Origin of the sequence: Xanthomonas sp. BRIP62409 (assembly GCF_003992965.1) — a bacterium.
GTDB classification, from domain to species: domain Bacteria; phylum Pseudomonadota; class Gammaproteobacteria; order Xanthomonadales; family Xanthomonadaceae; genus Xanthomonas; species Xanthomonas euroxanthea.
The window spans coordinates 126,637-142,907 of the sequence record NZ_QEZJ01000019.1; the positions used below are offsets into that span (position 1 = coordinate 126,637).

Consider the following 16,271-nt stretch of genomic DNA (forward strand, 5'->3'; position numbering starts at 1 on the left):
GGCGGCGGCGAGTCTTTGCAGATGTATCGAAGGGAGCAGGCGGGAATGGGGCGGTTGTCAGGAGTGAACGCAGTCGGGGGCTTGCTGATGCTGGCGGTGCTGGCAGGCTGTAGCCAGCGCGCGCCGACGACGGCCGAATCTGCAGAGCCGGCCGCCGAGGCGAGCGTTGCGACGGCACCGCCGGCAGAGCCTGTGCTTGTGCAAAGCGGCCCGCTGGAAGACGTGATCGAGCACGCGCCCGCCTATATGGTAGGTATCAGTTATCCGCGCGGGCTGGACGCATTTCCCGAACTGAGCGCGCTGATCCGCAGCTATGCGCAGGCAGCGCGTGCCGAACTCATGCAGGCGGTGTCCGGGCTCGGCAACGACAAGCCGGCTGCGCCCTACGAATTGTCGCTGGCGTTCGAGACCGTGTTGCAGACCCCGGACCTGATCGTCGTGTCCGCCGACGGCAGCCGCTACACCGGTGGTGCGCATGGCGAACCGTTGGTGGCGCGCTTCGTCTGGCTGGTCAAGGAGCGCAGGCAATTGACCGCGCAGGCCCTGATTCCGGACCCGGCAGGCTGGGAGGCGATCGGGCGCGAGGTGGCGGTGCAATTGCACAACGCCGCCGCCCAACGCGTGGAAGCCGAGCGTGTGCCGGTCGAAGAGCAGGCCGCGCAGGTGGCCTCGGCCGATCGCATGATTGCCGAAGGCACTGCGGCGCAGGTCGACAACTTTGCCCAGTTCGTGCCGGTGCTCAATGCTGCCGGGCAGATCACCGCGCTTCGGTTCGTGTTTCCGCCGTACCAGGTGGGGCCGTACTCGGATGGCACGCAGACGGCCGAGGTCGCTGCCTCGACGTTGTTGGCGTGGGTCGCGCCGGAATATGTACATCTCTTCGCACGCTGAGGTGTCACCCGGCAGACGATGTGATTGAATGGCTTGGCCATTCAGTAATGTAATCAAACGGGTGATATGAGTAGTTTCGATCCAACCGCACGTCGCGTGGACCACACCTGTGTGCGCTATCCGGCGTTTCCGCGGGAACCGGCCGTCCTGGTGAGGCTGATCAAGCATCTCTACAAGCGGCTGCACACGCAAGGGTGTGTGCGGTTGAAGCCCTATGGCATCAGCCCGCCGGAGTACGAGATTCTGATGATGCTCTACGGCACCCCGGAGCAGGCGATCACGCCCACCGAGGTGGCCGAGGCTGCCAGCGAGAAGCCGGCCAACATCACCCGCCTCACCGATCAGTTGTGCGAGAAGGGATTGATCGCGCGGGGCAGCAGTCCGGACGATCGACGCAAGATCATGCTGACCTTGCAGCCTGCGGGGTTGGCGTTGATCAACAGTCTGCTGCCCGATGCCTGCACGCTGCTCAATGCAGAGACGTCCGGCATCAGCGATGCCGAGCAGGTGCGGCTGGAAAAGCTGTTGAGGAAACTGCTCGACGGCGTGGATTCGGTCGAGCTCTGAGCGCGGCGTTTGCGCTGACTGCAGCAGGTCTTCTGATGGCGACCAACAAAAACGCCGCCCGGATCGCTCCGGGCGGCGTCTTCATTTCACTGCAGTGCGATTACGGCTTGGACTGCGGCGCTTCCGGTGTGGCGCCATCGCCGCCTTGCGCGCTCAGGCCGCGCTTCTCGAGCAGCGGCTCGATCTGCGGTGCATGGCCGGCAAAGTTCTGGAACAGCTCCATCGCATCGACGCTGCCGCCGCGCGAGAGCAGGGTCTGACGAAAGCGGTCGCCGTTGGCGCGGCTCAACCCGCCGTGCTGCTTGAACCACTGCTGGGTGTTGGCGTCGAGCACTTCCGACCAGATGTAGGCGTAGTAGCCGGCCGCGTAACCGCCCATGATGTGGCTGAAATACGGGGTCTTGTAGCGTGGCGGCACCGGCGCGTAGGCGATGCCGTCCTGCTGCAGGGCCTTGGCCTCGAAGGCCATCACGCCGGCGGCGTCGGGCACCTGGCTGGCGCTGATCTGGTGCCAGTTCTGATCGAGCATGGCCGCACCCAGGTACTCGGTGGTGGCAAAGCCCTGGTTGAACTTGGACGCGGCAATCACCTTGTCCAGCAAGGCCTGCGGCATCGGCGTGCCGTTCTGGTAATGCTTGGCGTAGTTCTTCAGGATCGACGGCTCGTCGGCCCACATCTCGTTGACCTGTGAGGGGAACTCGACGAAGTCGCGCGGCACGCTGGTGCCGGAGAAGTACGGGTATTTGACGTCCGAGAACATGCCGTGCAGCGCATGGCCGAACTCATGGAACATGGTGGTCACTTCATCCCAGGTCAGCAGCGTCGGCTGGCCGGCCGGCGGCTTGGGGATGTTGAGGTGGTTGGCGACCACCGGCTTGAAACCGGTCAGCGCCGACTGCGATACGTAGGAGTTCATCCAGGCGCCGCCGCGCTTGGATTCGCGTGCGTACATGTCGGCGATGAAGATCGCCAGCTGCTTGCCGTCGGCGTCGAACACGTCATAGACGGTGATGTCGTCGCGGTAGGTCGGCAGGTCGGTGCGCTGCTTGAAGGTCAGGCCATATTCCTGGTTGGCCGCGTAGAACACGCCGTTTTCCAGCACGTTCTTCAGCTCGAAGTACGGCTTGAGCTGGGATTCGTCGAAGTTGTACTTGGCCTGGCGCACCTTCTCGCTGTAGTAGGCCCAGTCCCAGGCCTCGAGCTTGAAGCTCGGCTTGCGTGCGGCCTTCTGTTCCTTGTCGATCATCGCCTGCAGGTCGGCCGCCTCGCGCTTGGCATTGGCCACCGCCGCCGGCGCCAGTTTGCCCAGCATCGCGTTGACCGCTTCGGGCGTCTTGGCGGTCTGGTTTTCCAGCGAATAGGCCGCGTAGGTCGGGAAGCCGAGCAGCTTGGCCTTGTCGGCGCGCAGCTTCATGATGCGCGACACCAGCGCGGTGTTGTCGTACTGGCCGCCGTGGCTGCCACGCGACACCGAGGCGTCGTAGATCTTCTTGCGCAGTTCGCGATTCTTCAACTGTGTCAGCGGCGGCTGGCCGGTGGTGTTGAGCAGCGCGATCACGTACTTGCCGTCGAGCTTGCGCGCCTTGGCGGCTTCGGCGGCGGCGGCGATCTGTTCCTCGGACAGGCCGTCGAGCTGCTTGACGTCATCGACGACGACGGCAGCGGCATTGACTTCGGCCAGCACGTTCTGGCTGAAGGTGGTGCCCAGGTTGGCCAGCTCGGCATTCATCGCCTTGAGCGTGGTCTTGTCGGCATCGGAGAGCTTGGCGCCGTCGCGGACGAAGTCGCTGTAGTACTTCTCGACCAGGCGCACGCCTTGCGCGTCCAGGCCCAACTGGTTGCGTTGGTCGTACAGCGTCTGGATGCGCGCGAACAGCTTGCCGTTGAGCGAGATCGCGTCACGGTGCGCGGCGAACTTCGCCGAGTAGTCGGCCTGCAGTTTCTTGCGCGCGTCGTTGGTGTCGGCACCGACCAGATTGAAGAACACCGTGGTGGCGCGATCGAGCGTGGCGCCGCTTTTTTCCAGCGCGATGAGGGTGTTGTCGAAGCTCGGCTTGGCTTTCTGGTTGGCGATCTTGTCCACTTCCTTCAACTGCTCGGCCATGCCGGCGTCGAAGGCGGGTGCGAAGTCGCTGTCGGTGATCTTGTCGAACTGCGGGTAGTGCAGCGGCAGCGTGCTGTCTGCGAAGAACGGATTGGCGTGGGTGGCGGCCTGCGTGGTGGCAGGTGCGGCGATGCTGTAGGACGGCATGGCAAGTCCCAGGGAAGCGGCCAGGGCAAAGGCGAGACGGGTGGTCAAGAGGGTTGCTCCAAAGTGCGAACCGCCGAGGCTACCCCAGCCAGGCCGGACAGGCGTGTGACAAAAGGCATGGCTGCAAGGTCTTCGCCTTGCCATCAGGCGGGCGCGAGCAGTGCGGGCCTTGCGGGCCCAGGACCGCTGCCGCCGTGCGTGCGCCGCCGCCGGACGGGCGCTGCCGATACGCGCTGCGGCACGTTTTTCATTCGGCTGCATGCCGGCTGCCCGGCGAGCTGCCGATCTGCCTGCCTGGCCGATGCTGGCCGCTAGCGCGCCGTGCCAGCGGCCGGCCACGGTCGGGATCATCGGGTAGGGCCAGGTGGCTGCGGCAACGGGTCCGTCGAAAACCGCCTTTTTCCCCGGCTGACACGCTTGCGATCGCGATGCCGCGCTGCGGGCCGTTGCGTTACGCTGCCCTGCTTGCACACAGCGGGGCGGCCATGAGCGACATCTCCACGTTTGAATTCACCGACCTGGACGGTCGTACACAGTCGATGCGCGATTACGCCGGCAAGGTGGTGCTGGTGGTCAATGTCGCGTCGAAATGCGGCTTTACCCCGCAATACGCCGGACTGCAGGCGCTATGGCAGCGCTATCGCGACCGTGGGCTGGTGGTGATCGGGTTTCCCTGCGACCAGTTTGGTCACCAGGAGCCGGGCGATGCCGCGCAGATCCGCCAGTTCTGCTCACTCGATTATGCCGTGGATTTTCCGCTGGCCGAGAAGGTCGAGGTCAATGGCAGCGGCGCGCATCCGCTGTGGCGGTGGCTCAAGCACGAACAGCGTGGCGTGTTGGGATCGGAAGCGATCAAGTGGAACTTCACCAAATTCCTGATCGGCCGCGATGGCACGGTGCTGGAGCGTTACGCGCCGACCACCAAGCCGGACGCCCTGGCGGCGGACATCGAACGCGCGCTGGGCGCGTGATCGCGCAGGGCATGGCGCTGGAACCGTAGGAGCGCACCCGGGCGCGACGAGGCATTACCGGGAATGCCTCGTCGCGCCCAGGTACGCTCCTACGACAGCGGATTTCGCCGAGGCGTGATGTGAAACGCCGCATTGCGCTGGCGTTTCACGCCGGTCGCATCACTTCTCGACGAAGGCGCGCTCGAACACGTAATGCCCCGGCGTGCCGATGCGTGGCGAGGTCTGGAAGCCACGCGCGTCCAGCAGGGTGCGCAGGTCGGCCAGCATCTGCGGGCTGCCGCAGATCATGAAGCGGTCGTTGGCCGGATCCAGCGGCGGCAAGCCCAGCGTGTGCTGCATGCGGCCATCGGCCATCAGTTCGGTCAGGCGGCCCTGATTGGCGAACGCCTCGCGCGTCACCGCCGGGTAATACAGCAACTTCTCGCGCAGCAGGTCGCCGAGGAATTCGTGCTGCGGCAGCTCGCGCTCGAAGTAGTCGCGGTAGGCCAGATCCTGCACGAAGCGCACGCCCTGGGTCAGGATCACCTTGTCGAAACGCTCGTAGGTTTCCGGATCCTTGATCACCGACAACCACGGCGCCAGGCCGGTGCCGGTGCCCAGCAGGTACAGATTGCGGCCCGGGTGCAGGTCGCTGATCAGCAGCGTGCCGGTGGGCTTCTTGCCGACCAGCACCTTGTCACCGGGCTGGATGTGCTGCAGCCGCGAGGTCAGCGGGCCATCCGGCACCTTGATGCTGAAGAACTCCAGATGTTCTTCCCAATTGGCACTGGCGATCGAGTACGCCCGCAGCAGCGGGCGGGTTTCAGTCTCCAGGCCGATCATCACGAACTGCCCGTTCTCGAAGCGGAAACCGGCATCGCGGGTGGTGGTGAAGCTGAAGTAGGCATCGGTCCAGTGGCGGACCTCAAGCACCGTTTCGGCGCCGAAAGCGGAAGACATACCGGTAAGTGTCGTGGGAAGAGTACCGGCCAATTCTACCTCAAGCCGGCCAAATGAGATGAACTCTCATTTGGATGGCCGGGATTCGGGAGTCGGGATTGGGGATTCGCTAGAGCAGATCCTGGGTTCTGGAGTCATAGGGGCTTGCGGATGAACCGGCAGCTCTTACTAATCCCCAATCCCGACTCCCCAATCCCCAGCCTCACCGATACCCCGCCGCCTGCAACTCGAACAGTTCCGCATAGCGCCCGCCCTGCGCCATCAGCTCGGCGTGGGTGCCGTTGGCCTCGATGCGGCCGGCGGCCAGCACCAGGATGCGGTCGGCCATGCGCACGCTGGAGAAGCGGTGCGAGATCAGCACCGCGGTGCGGTTGTCCGACAGCTCCTTGAAGCGCTGGAACACCTCGAACTCGCTGCGCGCATCCAGTGCGGCGGTGGGTTCGTCCAGGATCATCAGCTGCGCATCGCGCATGTAGGCGCGCGCGATGGCGATCTTCTGCCACTGCCCGCCGGACAGGTCCACGCTGTTCTTGAAACGGCGCCCGACCAACTGGTCGTAGCCATCGGGCAGGCTGTCGATCAGCTCGCCGGCCATCGCACGCTGCGCAGCGGCGCGGATGCGCGGCGCATCGTCCATCGCATCGACCTGGCCGACGCCGATGTTCTCGCCCACGCTCAGGTGATAGCGCACGAAGTCCTGGAAGATCACGCCCAGGTTGGCGCGCACATCGTCCAGGTCGTAATCGCGCAGGTCCTGGCCATCGAGCAGGATGCGGCCTTCGTCCGGGTCGTACAACCGCGCCAGCAGCTTGACCAGGGTGGTCTTGCCGGCGCCGTTTTCGCCGACCAGCGCCAGCACTTCGCCGGCACGCAGTTCGAAATCCAGATGCCGCACCGTCCACTGCTCGGCATCCGGGTAGCGGAAGCCCACGTCCTCGAACACGAAGCCCTGGCGGATCGGGCGCGGCACCGGCAGCGCGTTCGGGCGCGAGCGGATCTCCGGCACGATGTTGAAGAACGAATACAGATCGTCCAGATACAAGGCCTGGCCGGCGACCTGCGAGAACCCGATCAGCAGGCCTTCCAGCAACTGGCGCAGGCGCAGGAAACTGCCGGCCAGGAAGGTCAGGTCACCGATGCTGAAATCGCCGCGCACAGTGCGCCAGGCGATGTAGCCATAGGCCATGTAGTAGCCCAGCGTGCCCAGTGCAGCCAGCAACGCGCCCCACAACGCACGCTTGCGCGCCAGTGCGCGGTTGGCCTGGAAGAACTTGTCGGCCAGCCGGCGATAGCGCGTGATCAGGAACCGGTGCAGGTTGAGGATCTTGACTTCCTTGGCGGTCTCGACGCTGGCGCCGACCTGGCGCAGGTAGTCGAGCTGGCGCCGCTCCGGCGTCCACTGGAAGTTGAGCGAATAGCCCAATGCGTTGAAATGCGCCTCGCCGATGAAGGCCGGGATCAGCGCGATCGCCAGCAGCAGGATCAACCACGGCGCATACACCACCAGGCCCACCGCCAGGCTGACCACGGTGATGGCGTCCTGCACCTGGCCGAACAGCTGGCTCATCAGGTTCATGCGGTTCATGGTCTGGCGCCGCGCGCGATCCAGCTTGTCTTGCCGGTCGGGGTCTTCGAAATCCTCCAGATCCAGCTGTGCGGCGTGTTCCATCAGGCGCACGCTGGCGGCGTTGTTGAACAGTTCCGACAGCAATGCATCGGCATAGCCGACCAGCCGGCCGAGCAGGTCCGACCCGATCGCCAGGGCCAGTTCCAGCGCCAGCAGTTCCAGCAGCCGGTTCAGGCGCCCGCTGCCCAGCGCCTGGGCCAGCGAGTCGAAGGCCGGTGGTTGGCCGACCAGGTGGATCGCCTCGTCGATGATCAGTTTGCCGATATACAACGAGGCCACCGGCATCAACGCGCGCAGCACGCGCAGGCCGATGCTGCTGGCGCTCAGCCAGCGGCTGGTCTGCCAGATCTGGCGCAGGAACGGGGGCAGGTTGCGCAGCGCATCCAGGCGCTCGCGCAGGGTGGGGCCGGGACGGGGAACGGTGGGCGCGGTGGCGCCGGAACGGGAAGCTGACATCGCATCAGTGTGCAGCGCTTTGCGTGGGCGCGGGGTGTTGGAGCGCAGCAGTGCGCATTGCGGCAGTGGCGCGCGATCGCTGCTGCGGCGCTGGCTGCAGGCTTGCACGGCAACGCGATCGGTGTCTGGCGGCGCGCCCGCGCCGCGGGCCGACCCTGCGCGCTCGATGGCCCGATCAATCGCCTCGATTGACGCAACGCCCGGACGCGCCGGAAGTTTCGACTAAAATGGCCGGATTGCCCCCGCCAGCCGTAGAGCCAGCCGTGACCTCGATCAAGCAGGAAGACCTCATCCAGTCCGTCGCCGACGCGTTGCAGTACATCAGCTACTACCACCCGGTCGATTACATCAGGAACCTGTCCGCTGCCTACGAGCGCGAAGAGTCGCCGGCGGCCAAGGACGCCATCGCGCAGATCCTGATCAACTCGCGCATGTGCGCCGAAGGCCACCGCCCGATCTGCCAGGACACCGGCATCGTCACCGTGTTCCTCGAGATCGGCATGAACGTGCGCTGGGACGACGCCACGATGGGCGTGGAGGACATGGTCAACGAAGGCGTGCGCCGCGCCTACAACCACCCCGACAACAAGCTGCGCGCCAGCGTGCTGGCCGACCCGGCCGGCAAGCGCACCAACACCCGCGACAACACCCCGGCGGTGGTCAACACCAAGATCGTGCCCGGCCACCATGTCGAGGTGATCGTCGCGGCCAAGGGCGGCGGCTCGGAGGCCAAGAGCAAGTTCGCCATGCTCAACCCGTCCGACTCCATCGTCGACTGGGTGCTCAAGACCGTGCCGACCATGGGCGCGGGCTGGTGCCCGCCGGGCATGCTCGGCATCGGCATCGGCGGCACTGCGGAAAAGGCCATGCTGCTGGCCAAGGAAGCGCTGATGGAGCCGATCGACATCGTCGACCTGCAGGCGCGCGGCGCCTCCAATCGTGCCGAGGAACTGCGGCTTGAACTGTACGAAAAGGTCAACGCGCTCGGCATCGGCGCGCAGGGCCTGGGCGGCCTGACCACGGTGCTGGACATCAAGGTCAAGGATTACCCGACCCACGCCGCCAACCTGCCGGTGGCGTTGATCCCCAACTGCGCGGCCACCCGCCATGCGCACTTCACCCTGGACGGCAGCGGCCCGGTGATGCTGGATCCGCCGTCGCTGGAGGACTGGCCCAAGCTCACCTATAACCCGAGCAACGCGCGCCGGGTCAACCTGGACACCATCACCAGGGAAGAAGTCGCCAGTTTCAAACCGGGTGAAGTGGTGCTGCTCAACGGCAAGCTGCTGACCGGCCGCGACGCCGCGCACAAGCGCATGATCGACATGCTCAACCGCGGCGAGACCTTGCCGGTCGACTTCACCAACCGCTTCATCTACTACGTCGGCCCGGTCGATCCGGTGCGCGACGAAGTGGTCGGCCCGGCCGGCCCGACCACCGCCACGCGCATGGACAAGTTCACCCGCCAGATGCTCGAGCAGACCGGCCTGCTGGGCATGGTCGGCAAGTCTGAGCGCGGCGATGCCGCCATCGATGCGATCCGCGACAACAAGGCCGTCTACCTGATGGCGGTCGGCGGCTCGGCTTATCTGGTCTCCAAGGCGATCAAGGCCGCACGCGTGCTGGCCTTCGAAGATCTGGGCATGGAGGCGATTTACGAATTCGAGGTCAAGGACATGCCGGTGACGGTGGCGGTGGATGCCACCGGCGAGTCGGTGCACAAGACCGGCCCGCGCCAGTGGCAATCGCGCATCGGCAAGATTCCGGTGGTGGTGGAATAAGTAAACCTGGAACGGCGACGCACGTGCACTGCGTCGCCGTTTTCGGTTTGGGCGCTGCGCGTGCCTGCTGTTCGCACGCGGTGCCTGGGTCCTGGAAAACGCCTGCATGCGTGTCTCACTTCGGTGGCGGACGGCCCGGCAGGAACGGGCTATGCTCGGGGCCTACATGCCGGCACCCTCAGGAGAACAGGAATGCTCCGTCTCATCTGCCTTGCCGTCCTGGTGTGCGCCAGCCTGCCGCTGGCAGCGCAACAAAGGACCCCGCCCACCGTGCTGTTTCCGTCCGGCAACTATGCGCCGCACCCCGCCGCGCCAGTACCGTTTGCCGAGAAAAAGCCGCTCAAGCCCAGCGACACCGCAACGCGCTTCGACGGCCCCTCGGCGATGGAGCGCTGCCTCGCGCAGTGCAACCGCCGCGCCGCGCAGTGCGCCGCCGACCGGCCCAGCGAAAGCAGCTGCCGCATGGCGGTGGCACCACGCGGAAAGAGCTGCGACGCCACCCAGAATCCGGCGCAGCGGGCCAATTGCATGGCCCAGGTGTTCGATTGCACCCAGCAGAGCGATGTCAATCGCTGTGAACCGCACAAGCTCGCCTGCTTGCGTTCCTGTACCAACTAGTCCTGCACCAACTACGAGGGAGTCTGCATGACCACGACGCTGTACCACGCCCCCAGCACTGCCGCACTGGTCGTGCATTGGCTGCTGATCGAACTCGATGTGCCGCACGTGCTGCATCCGCTGGATTTCGAGCGCGCCGAGCAGAAATTCCCCGCGTATCTCGCACTCAACCCGGCCGGCGTGGTGCCGACCCTGGTGCTGGATGGGCAGGTGCTGACCGAGGCGGCGGCCATCGTGCTGCACCTGGCCGACCTGCATCCGCAGGCTGGCTTGGCACCGCCGCCGGGGACGCCGGCACGGGCGGCGTACTACCGGTGGATGTTCTTCTGCGCCAACACCTTGCAGCCGGCCTACCGGGCCTGGTTCTATCCGGACGAGCCGGCCGGCGCCGCGCATGCCGATGCCGTGCAGGCCCAGGCACGCGCCAGGCTCGAAGCGGCCTGGGCCCAGGTCGACGCGCACCTGCAGGCCAATGGTCCGTATCTGCTGGGCCAGACCCTGTCCGCAGCCGATTTCATGCTGACCATGCTGATGCGTTGGTCGCGCAACATGCCCCGGCCCAGCGACACCTGGCCGGCCCTGCAGGCGCATGCGCAGCGAATGAAAGTCCGCCCGGCATTTCAGGAAACCTATCGCCGCGAGGGTCTGACGGACTGGACCTGAACCCGGGGGCGCGGGTTGCGAAATCGTGTCGACATAAGCCCGCGCCGGGCCATGGTGCCGCGCCTGGCCCGGTGTACGATCGCGAGACAACCAGAGAGCAGGGGCTCGTCCATGTCGCACTCCGCATCCCGTCGAAAACTGCTGCAATGCGCCTGTTGTGCGCCGATTGCCGCCGCCGCCGCGTCACTGCCGTTTGCCGCGGGCGCGGCGCCGTCGAAGAAGACCGATCTCAATGCCGAGCAGGCCTTGCAGATCCTGCGTGACGGCAATGCCGCGTTCGTGGAAAACCGCCCCAAAAAGGTCATTTCCGACAGCAAGCGCCGTCTGGAACTGGCGCTGGGACAGACCCCGTTCGTGATCCTGGTGTCGTGCTCGGATTCGCGGGTGCCGCCGGAGTTGCTGTTCGGGCGTGGCCTGGGCGAGATGTTCATCGTCCGCAATGCCGGCAATACCGTCGACACCACCGCGTTGGGATCGATCGAATACGCGGTCAGCCAGCTCGGCGTGCCGCTGGTGGTGGTGATGGGCCACGAAAGCTGTGGCGCGGTTGCTGCGGCGGTGTCGGTGGTGGAGCAGAACGCCTTCTTCCCCGGTGCGATCGGCGCGATGATCGAGCCCATCGTCCCGGCGGTACTGACCGCCAAGAGCAAGGGCGGCGACGACCTGCTGGCGGCCTCGGTCAAGGCCAACGTCAAGCGCACCGTGGACCGCCTGCGGGGCGCGTCCGAACCGGCGCTGCTCGAACCGCTGCGTGCAGGCAATGTCCGCGTGGTCGGTGCGTACTACACCTTGAAAGATGGCAAGGTCGATTTCTTCGACGTCTGATCGCCGCCAACACCGCGTCATCCAGCAAGGCCGTTTTTCATGAACACGGCGCAGCACGGTCTGCTGCGCTGTTGTCTACCCGCAATCGCATAAGTAAAAAGCCGGCATGCGCGCATGCCGGCTTTTCAATGAGTCTGGACGTTGCTCACTGCAGCAACGCGACCTGCTTAGAACCACTCCAGCAACGACACGCCCAGGCCGATGTAGGTGGCCTTGTGGTTGTAGTCGATCAGGCTTTCGCCGTAGCCGTCGAACACCTGCACGTGACCGCGCAGCAGGTTGGTGATCGGGAAGCCGTAATCCAGCTGCACCGAGCCGTGCGAGCGGTCGCCGCCGCGTAGCGAATGCCGCGCGATCAACGCCACTTCGTGCCCGTCCTTGTTGTAGACCAGCGTGGCATCGCCACGGCCCATGTAATCCTCGATATCGGGATTGTTGTCGTCGGCACGGTCTTCCTTGATGCGGAACCACGGGCGCAACGTCAGCGCCCAGTTCTCGCGATCCAGGCCGATGTTGAGGATGACCCGGTTCCAGGAGCGCGACAGCGGATCTTCGCGGCCATTGGACATGTGGTTGATGCTGATGCCGCTCATGCGGCCCTTCCAGCCGAACAGGCTGTAGTTGTTGCGGAACACCAGCATCGCTTCCGGCTCGTAATTGGTTTCGCGGAACGGGCGCGAGGCATCGCTGTTGTAGGCCTGCCAGCGCGAGCTCTGGGTGTAGCCCATCCAGATGTCGCCGTTGTCGCCGAACAGATCCTCGACCACCTTGGTCTTGAAGCTGAGCTGGAACTTCAGTTCGGTGCTGTCCAGTTGCTGCGGGGTGGACACCGAGTTGGCCGGATTCGGCGACTGCGGGGTGCGGTTGGAATCGCTGGTCCAGAACGCCGGCAACAGGTAGACCGGCTTGTAACCGCGCAGCTGGAAGGTGCCCAGCTTGGAATCCTTGGCCAGCTCCCAGCGGCGATCCAGCAACGAGCCGCGGCCGGCATTGGCAACTGCCTCGGCCTTGGGCTGGTCCTGGCCATCGGCGCGGAAGAAATCGCCAACGCGGCTGATGGCGCGCTCATCCTGCGGCTTGGACTCCTTCTGCTTGGCGATCTGCGCGGCGGCGTCGGCCTCGGCGGTCAATTGCGGCGTGTAGCCCAGCGCCTGGTCGTAACAGGCCAGCCGCGCCGCATCCGAGGTGACGGAGGTGCAGGCCTGCGGCGAAGCCGGAGTGGGGGCGATTTCCTGGGCGTGCGCCAGCGGCGCGGCCGCCAGGGCAATCAGTATCAGGGGACGGGTGCGGTGCTTGGACATGGGCAGTCTGGCCGAAGAAGGCGCCAGGCAGGCGCGTCAGATGCGAAGCTTAACGGTCGCGCCTGCATACGCGATGTGTACACGGTGGCATAACATCCTGGCGGTGCTGCAATTGAAGGGCGTCGGCAGCCGACGAACGCTTGCGCCGTCCTCGTCAGGACGAGCCTGCATGCAAACAGGAGTGGTCGTGGTCGGGCCGTCGCGAGCGACTAGAAGAACCAGGCAATGGCAAACACGCCCAGCATGCACAGGCCGAGCGCCAGCTTGGTCGCGGTGCCGAACACGATGCCCAGCCAGGTGCCGATGCCGACCTTGGTGGCCTGGTCGGACTTGCGGGTCTGCCAGTATTCGCCGAGCCACGCGCCGGCGAACGGGCCGACGAACAGGCCGATCGGCATGAAGAAGATGCCGGCGACCGAGCCGATCACCGATCCCCACAATGCCGCCTTGCTGGCACCCACCCGCTGGGCGCCGTACACCGTGGCGAGGAAGTCGATCGCAAACGACAACGCGGTCATCAGGCCCAGGATCACCAGCGCCACCCAGCCGACATGGGCGAAGCCATCTGCCCAGGCGGCCACCAGCAGTCCTGCGAACACCAGCGGCAGGCCCGGCAGCGCTGGCAGGACGACCCCGGCAAGGCCGATCAGTACCAGCACGCCAGCCAGGAAGTAGTAGACGACGGTCGTATCCATGAGGTTCAAAAATGTCCTGTTTCAGGCTTGACAAAATTGTGCAAGACCTGCTTGAAAATTCGTTTTGTGCGGGTTAAGTTGCCAGCGCTGCTGTTTGCAACGGTCACCGTGAATCGTGGCCTGATGCGGTAGATCGTTCGATCCGCTACATCCTTGTACCTCGCTTCCTCCTTGCAATCACAGCCACCACCGTCAGTCCATCACAGTGTCGTAGGGAGTCAGTCGAGATGTCCAATATCGAACGCGAGAATGGTGTCGTGAAGTGGTTCAACGATGCCAAGGGCTTTGGCTTCATCAGTCGCGAAAACGGCGAGGACGTCTTCGTCCATTTCCGTGCGATCCAGATCCAGGGCTTCAAAAGCCTCAAGGAAGGCCAGAAGGTCAGCTTCACCGTCGTGCAGGGACAGAAGGGCCTGCAGGCCGACGCGGTGCAGGTGGTCTGAGCGAGGCGCGACACGCCAGGCCATCGTGCAGACAGCAGAAAGGCCCGTTGCCGGGCCTTTCTCTCGTCTCGCCAACGCTGGCGAATCGAATGTAGCGAGCAGTCGTCAGGCAGGTGCGGAGCAATCGCATTGCACGCGTGGTCCACGCCGGTTCCGGCGGCCAACCGCGCCCACCTGACAATGCGCGCCGTCGTTGTGCTGGCGCTCCGGCTGCGTGCGTCGATCAGCGCAGCACGACCTTGCCGTTGACCACACGCACATAGGCGTTTTCGCGCACGCCGGCCAGATCGCGCTGGTTCACCACGATGACGCGGCCATCGTCCATGCGCACCTGCACATCGAAGCTCTCGCTGGTGACGTTGTTCTGGATCGCATTGCCCGCCACCGCGCCGGCGGCGGCACCGGCCACGGCCGAGACGTTCTTGTTGCCCTTGCTGCCACCGGTCTCCTTGGAGATCTGGCGCCCGGCCACCGCGCCGACGATGCCGCCGAGCACCGCGCCGGTGCCAGTGGGAGCGCTGCGGGTCGGGCCGACTTCATCGATGCGGGTCACGATGCCGCAATCCACACAGCGTGCCTGCGGCTGCGAGTAGCCCTGGTCGTAGCCGCGGTCGCCGCGGTAGCTGCCGTACTGGGGCTGGGAGGTGGCGCAGCCAACCAGCGTTGCGGTTGCAGCCAGGCCAATGACGAGCAGTCGGGTCTTCATGAGGTCTCTCCGGGGTGGTTCGAAAAAGCGGTCAGGGCCGCGGCGACGTCATCCTGTGTTGGTCCGGGTGAACGGTCTGCCAACTGCATCACTCCAGGCTTAACGAAACCCGAGCGTCCTGTTCACCACCGCGGCAATGCGTAGCGCCTGGGCGCGCGCTGGCGGTCAGCGGAAGTCGCGATGACAGGCCTCGCAGGCGTCATTGATCTGTGTCCTGACCGCAGCAAGCGCGGCGCAATCGGCTGGGGGCGTGCGCCGTGCCTGGTCCAGAACGGTGCGCAGGGCGCTGGCATGCTCGCCGAAGCGGCGGTCTTCGCCGATGTCAGGAAACGCCGGTTCCACTTCGTCGGCAAGCAGGCGCAGCGATTGCAGCCGCGCTCGCTGGCGTGTGGCATCGCAGCTGGCATTGGCGTCGGATTGCAAGGCGCGCAGCTGGTAAGCCATCACCTGCATCAGGCTGTCCGGCACCGGATCGCGTGTGGCCTGCAGCACGCGCGCCACCATCACCGTGCCGACCAGCCCGATCAGGATGCCCAGCACCAGCAGGAACGCATAGCGGGAGGCGCGCGATTGTTCGGTGGGTGGGGCGGGCATGGACGGAACTCCGGTGGACGCGGACATCAGTATGTCGATGGGCGCGCGCTGAGCGGCGCGCGTAAAATAGGCCGATGAAAGCACAATGGCGTGAACGCTTTGCCGGTATCGACCGGCTGTACGGAGTCGGCACGGTGGAGCGGCTGGCCGCCTGCCGCGTGGCGGTGGTCGGGATGGGGGGCGTGGGCTCGTGGGTGGTCGAGGCGCTGGCGCGCACCGGTGTCGGGCACATCCGCTTGATCGACGCCGACGACCTGTGCGTGTCCAACACCAACCGGCAACTGCCGGCGTTGGCAGGGCAGTACGGACGCAACAAGGCGCGCGCGATGGCCGAGCGCTGCCTGGCGATCAATCCGGAGATCCATGCCGATGCGGTGGAGGCGTTTCTCACCGCCGGCAATATCGAACAGCTGCTCGGCGATGACTTCGATCTGGTGATCGATGCCTGCGACAGCTTCCGGGTGAAGGTGGAAACCATCGCCTGGTGCCGCCGACGCAAGCTGCCCTTGCTGACGGTGGGCGCCGCTGGCGGGCGCACCGACCCCACCCTGGTGCGCGTACGCGATGTCTCGCGCACCGAGCACGACGCGATGCTGGCGCTGATCCGCAAGAAGCTGCGCAGCGAGTTCAACTTCCCCAAGAATCCGCAGCGCTATTTCGGCGTGCCGGCGGTGTACTCGCTGGAGAACGTCAAATATCCGCAGGCCGATGGCAGCGTCTGCGGCATCCGCCCGCAGCTGGATGCCGACGCCACGCTCAAGCTGGATTGCGGCGCCGGGCTGGGCGCGGCCACGCATATCACCGGCACCTTTGCGTTTGTCGCGGTGGGCAAGGCCCTGGAGATGTTGCTCAAGCCGAAGGTGGCTGCTGCCAGGCCTGTTGCCGAGGCTGCCTCGGCGGGGTGAGTGCGCGTGTTGCCGCTTCGTGCGGCAACGGGCAGTGC

General features: G+C 65.5%; 16 protein-coding genes. 9 read left to right on the forward strand and 7 right to left on the reverse strand.

The window, feature by feature from the left end; genetic code table 11:
- Window positions 1–45 precede the first annotated feature (45 nt).
- The gene (locus EO170_RS08775; protein WP_119132334.1) at window positions 46–891 is read left to right on the forward strand and encodes a DUF3298 and DUF4163 domain-containing protein; all 846 of its coding nucleotides are present in this window, start codon (window positions 46–48) and stop codon (window positions 889–891) included.
- 66 nt (window positions 892–957) lie between these two features.
- Window positions 958–1,458 carry a MarR family transcriptional regulator gene (locus EO170_RS08780; protein WP_104583365.1) on the forward strand — a complete coding sequence of 167 codons (501 nt, stop codon included), beginning with the start codon at window positions 958–960 and terminating at the stop codon, window positions 1,456–1,458.
- Window positions 1,459–1,558: 100 nt separating this feature from the next.
- Here EO170_RS08780 and EO170_RS08785 read toward each other — a convergent pair whose 3' ends face one another.
- Window positions 1,559–3,757, reverse strand: a complete 2,199-nt coding sequence (locus tag EO170_RS08785; protein WP_206513991.1) for a M3 family metallopeptidase — start codon at window positions 3,755–3,757, stop codon at window positions 1,559–1,561.
- Window positions 3,758–4,194: 437 nt separating this feature from the next.
- Between EO170_RS08785 and EO170_RS08795 the strand changes: the two genes are divergently transcribed.
- On the forward strand, window positions 4,195–4,680 hold the full coding sequence (locus EO170_RS08795; protein ID WP_126944165.1) for a glutathione peroxidase: 486 nt from the start codon (window positions 4,195–4,197) through the stop codon (window positions 4,678–4,680).
- Window positions 4,681–4,839: 159 nt separating this feature from the next.
- On the opposite strand, the gene EO170_RS08800 is transcribed toward EO170_RS08795, so the two are convergent.
- Window positions 4,840–5,619: a ferredoxin--NADP reductase gene (locus tag EO170_RS08800; protein ID WP_104645084.1), complete on the reverse strand. Its 780-nt coding sequence runs from the start codon at window positions 5,617–5,619 to the stop codon at window positions 4,840–4,842.
- A 202-nt stretch (window positions 5,620–5,821) separates the two neighbouring features.
- A complete protein-coding gene (locus EO170_RS08805; protein ID WP_104648554.1) occupies window positions 5,822–7,702 on the reverse strand; it encodes an ABC transporter ATP-binding protein in 1,881 nt (626 codons plus the stop codon).
- A gap of 263 nt (window positions 7,703–7,965) precedes the next feature.
- Between EO170_RS08805 and EO170_RS08810 the strand changes: the two genes are divergently transcribed.
- From EO170_RS08810 to EO170_RS08825, 4 genes are all read left to right on the forward strand, one after another.
- Entirely contained in the window at window positions 7,966–9,483 is a 1,518-nt protein-coding gene (locus tag EO170_RS08810) for a fumarate hydratase (RefSeq protein WP_164740980.1), read from the forward strand.
- 192 nt (window positions 9,484–9,675) lie between these two features.
- The gene (locus tag EO170_RS08815) at window positions 9,676–10,101 is read left to right on the forward strand and encodes a hypothetical protein (protein ID WP_164740981.1); all 426 of its coding nucleotides are present in this window, start codon (window positions 9,676–9,678) and stop codon (window positions 10,099–10,101) included.
- 27 nt (window positions 10,102–10,128) lie between these two features.
- Window positions 10,129–10,764, forward strand: a complete 636-nt coding sequence (locus EO170_RS08820) for a glutathione S-transferase family protein (protein ID WP_126944171.1) — start codon at window positions 10,129–10,131, stop codon at window positions 10,762–10,764.
- 186 nt (window positions 10,765–10,950) lie between these two features.
- Complete coding sequence (locus EO170_RS08825; protein WP_181116164.1) at window positions 10,951–11,589, forward strand: carbonic anhydrase; 639 nt, start codon at window positions 10,951–10,953, stop codon at window positions 11,587–11,589.
- A gap of 167 nt (window positions 11,590–11,756) precedes the next feature.
- On the opposite strand, the gene EO170_RS08830 is transcribed toward EO170_RS08825, so the two are convergent.
- Window positions 11,757–12,890, reverse strand: a complete 1,134-nt coding sequence (locus tag EO170_RS08830) for a phospholipase A (protein WP_126944173.1) — start codon at window positions 12,888–12,890, stop codon at window positions 11,757–11,759.
- Between the two features lie 209 nt (window positions 12,891–13,099).
- Complete coding sequence (locus tag EO170_RS08835; RefSeq protein ID WP_126944176.1) at window positions 13,100–13,585, reverse strand: DUF456 domain-containing protein; 486 nt, start codon at window positions 13,583–13,585, stop codon at window positions 13,100–13,102.
- A gap of 227 nt (window positions 13,586–13,812) precedes the next feature.
- Between EO170_RS08835 and EO170_RS08840 the strand changes: the two genes are divergently transcribed.
- Entirely contained in the window at window positions 13,813–14,028 is a 216-nt protein-coding gene (locus EO170_RS08840; protein WP_003483561.1) for a cold-shock protein, read from the forward strand.
- Window positions 14,029–14,251: 223 nt separating this feature from the next.
- On the opposite strand, the gene EO170_RS08845 is transcribed toward EO170_RS08840, so the two are convergent.
- On the reverse strand, window positions 14,252–14,734 hold the full coding sequence (locus tag EO170_RS08845; RefSeq protein WP_104583358.1) for a glycine zipper 2TM domain-containing protein: 483 nt from the start codon (window positions 14,732–14,734) through the stop codon (window positions 14,252–14,254).
- Window positions 14,735–14,899: 165 nt separating this feature from the next.
- Complete coding sequence (locus EO170_RS08850; protein ID WP_126944179.1) at window positions 14,900–15,328, reverse strand: hypothetical protein; 429 nt, start codon at window positions 15,326–15,328, stop codon at window positions 14,900–14,902.
- A 74-nt stretch (window positions 15,329–15,402) separates the two neighbouring features.
- Between EO170_RS08850 and EO170_RS08855 the strand changes: the two genes are divergently transcribed.
- Window positions 15,403–16,233 carry a tRNA threonylcarbamoyladenosine dehydratase gene (locus tag EO170_RS08855; protein ID WP_126944182.1) on the forward strand — a complete coding sequence of 277 codons (831 nt, stop codon included), beginning with the start codon at window positions 15,403–15,405 and terminating at the stop codon, window positions 16,231–16,233.
- The last annotated feature ends 38 nt before the right edge of the window (window positions 16,234–16,271 follow it).

What these genes read in the sequence shown, in the direction of transcription:
- EO170_RS08815 (WP_164740981.1), top strand. Translation starts at nt 9,676, where the DNA reads ATGCTCCGTCTCATCTGCCTTGCCGTCCTGGTGTGCGCCAGCCTGCCG.
- EO170_RS08805 (WP_104648554.1), bottom strand. Translation starts at nt 7,702, where the DNA reads ATGTCAGCTTCCCGTTCCGGCGCCACCGCGCCCACCGTTCCCCGTCCC.
- EO170_RS08795 (WP_126944165.1), top strand. Translation starts at nt 4,195, where the DNA reads ATGAGCGACATCTCCACGTTTGAATTCACCGACCTGGACGGTCGTACA.
- EO170_RS08830 (WP_126944173.1), bottom strand. Translation starts at nt 12,890, where the DNA reads ATGTCCAAGCACCGCACCCGTCCCCTGATACTGATTGCCCTGGCGGCC.
- EO170_RS08835 (WP_126944176.1), bottom strand. Translation starts at nt 13,585, where the DNA reads ATGGATACGACCGTCGTCTACTACTTCCTGGCTGGCGTGCTGGTACTG.
- EO170_RS08820 (WP_126944171.1), top strand. Translation starts at nt 10,129, where the DNA reads ATGACCACGACGCTGTACCACGCCCCCAGCACTGCCGCACTGGTCGTG.
- EO170_RS08780 (WP_104583365.1), top strand. Translation starts at nt 958, where the DNA reads ATGAGTAGTTTCGATCCAACCGCACGTCGCGTGGACCACACCTGTGTG.
- EO170_RS08845 (WP_104583358.1), bottom strand. Translation starts at nt 14,734, where the DNA reads ATGAAGACCCGACTGCTCGTCATTGGCCTGGCTGCAACCGCAACGCTG.
- EO170_RS08840 (WP_003483561.1), top strand. Translation starts at nt 13,813, where the DNA reads ATGTCCAATATCGAACGCGAGAATGGTGTCGTGAAGTGGTTCAACGAT.
- EO170_RS08855 (WP_126944182.1), top strand. Translation starts at nt 15,403, where the DNA reads ATGAAAGCACAATGGCGTGAACGCTTTGCCGGTATCGACCGGCTGTAC.
- EO170_RS08775 (WP_119132334.1), top strand. Translation starts at nt 46, where the DNA reads ATGGGGCGGTTGTCAGGAGTGAACGCAGTCGGGGGCTTGCTGATGCTG.
- EO170_RS08850 (WP_126944179.1), bottom strand. Translation starts at nt 15,328, where the DNA reads ATGCCCGCCCCACCCACCGAACAATCGCGCGCCTCCCGCTATGCGTTC.
- EO170_RS08800 (WP_104645084.1), bottom strand. Translation starts at nt 5,619, where the DNA reads ATGTCTTCCGCTTTCGGCGCCGAAACGGTGCTTGAGGTCCGCCACTGG.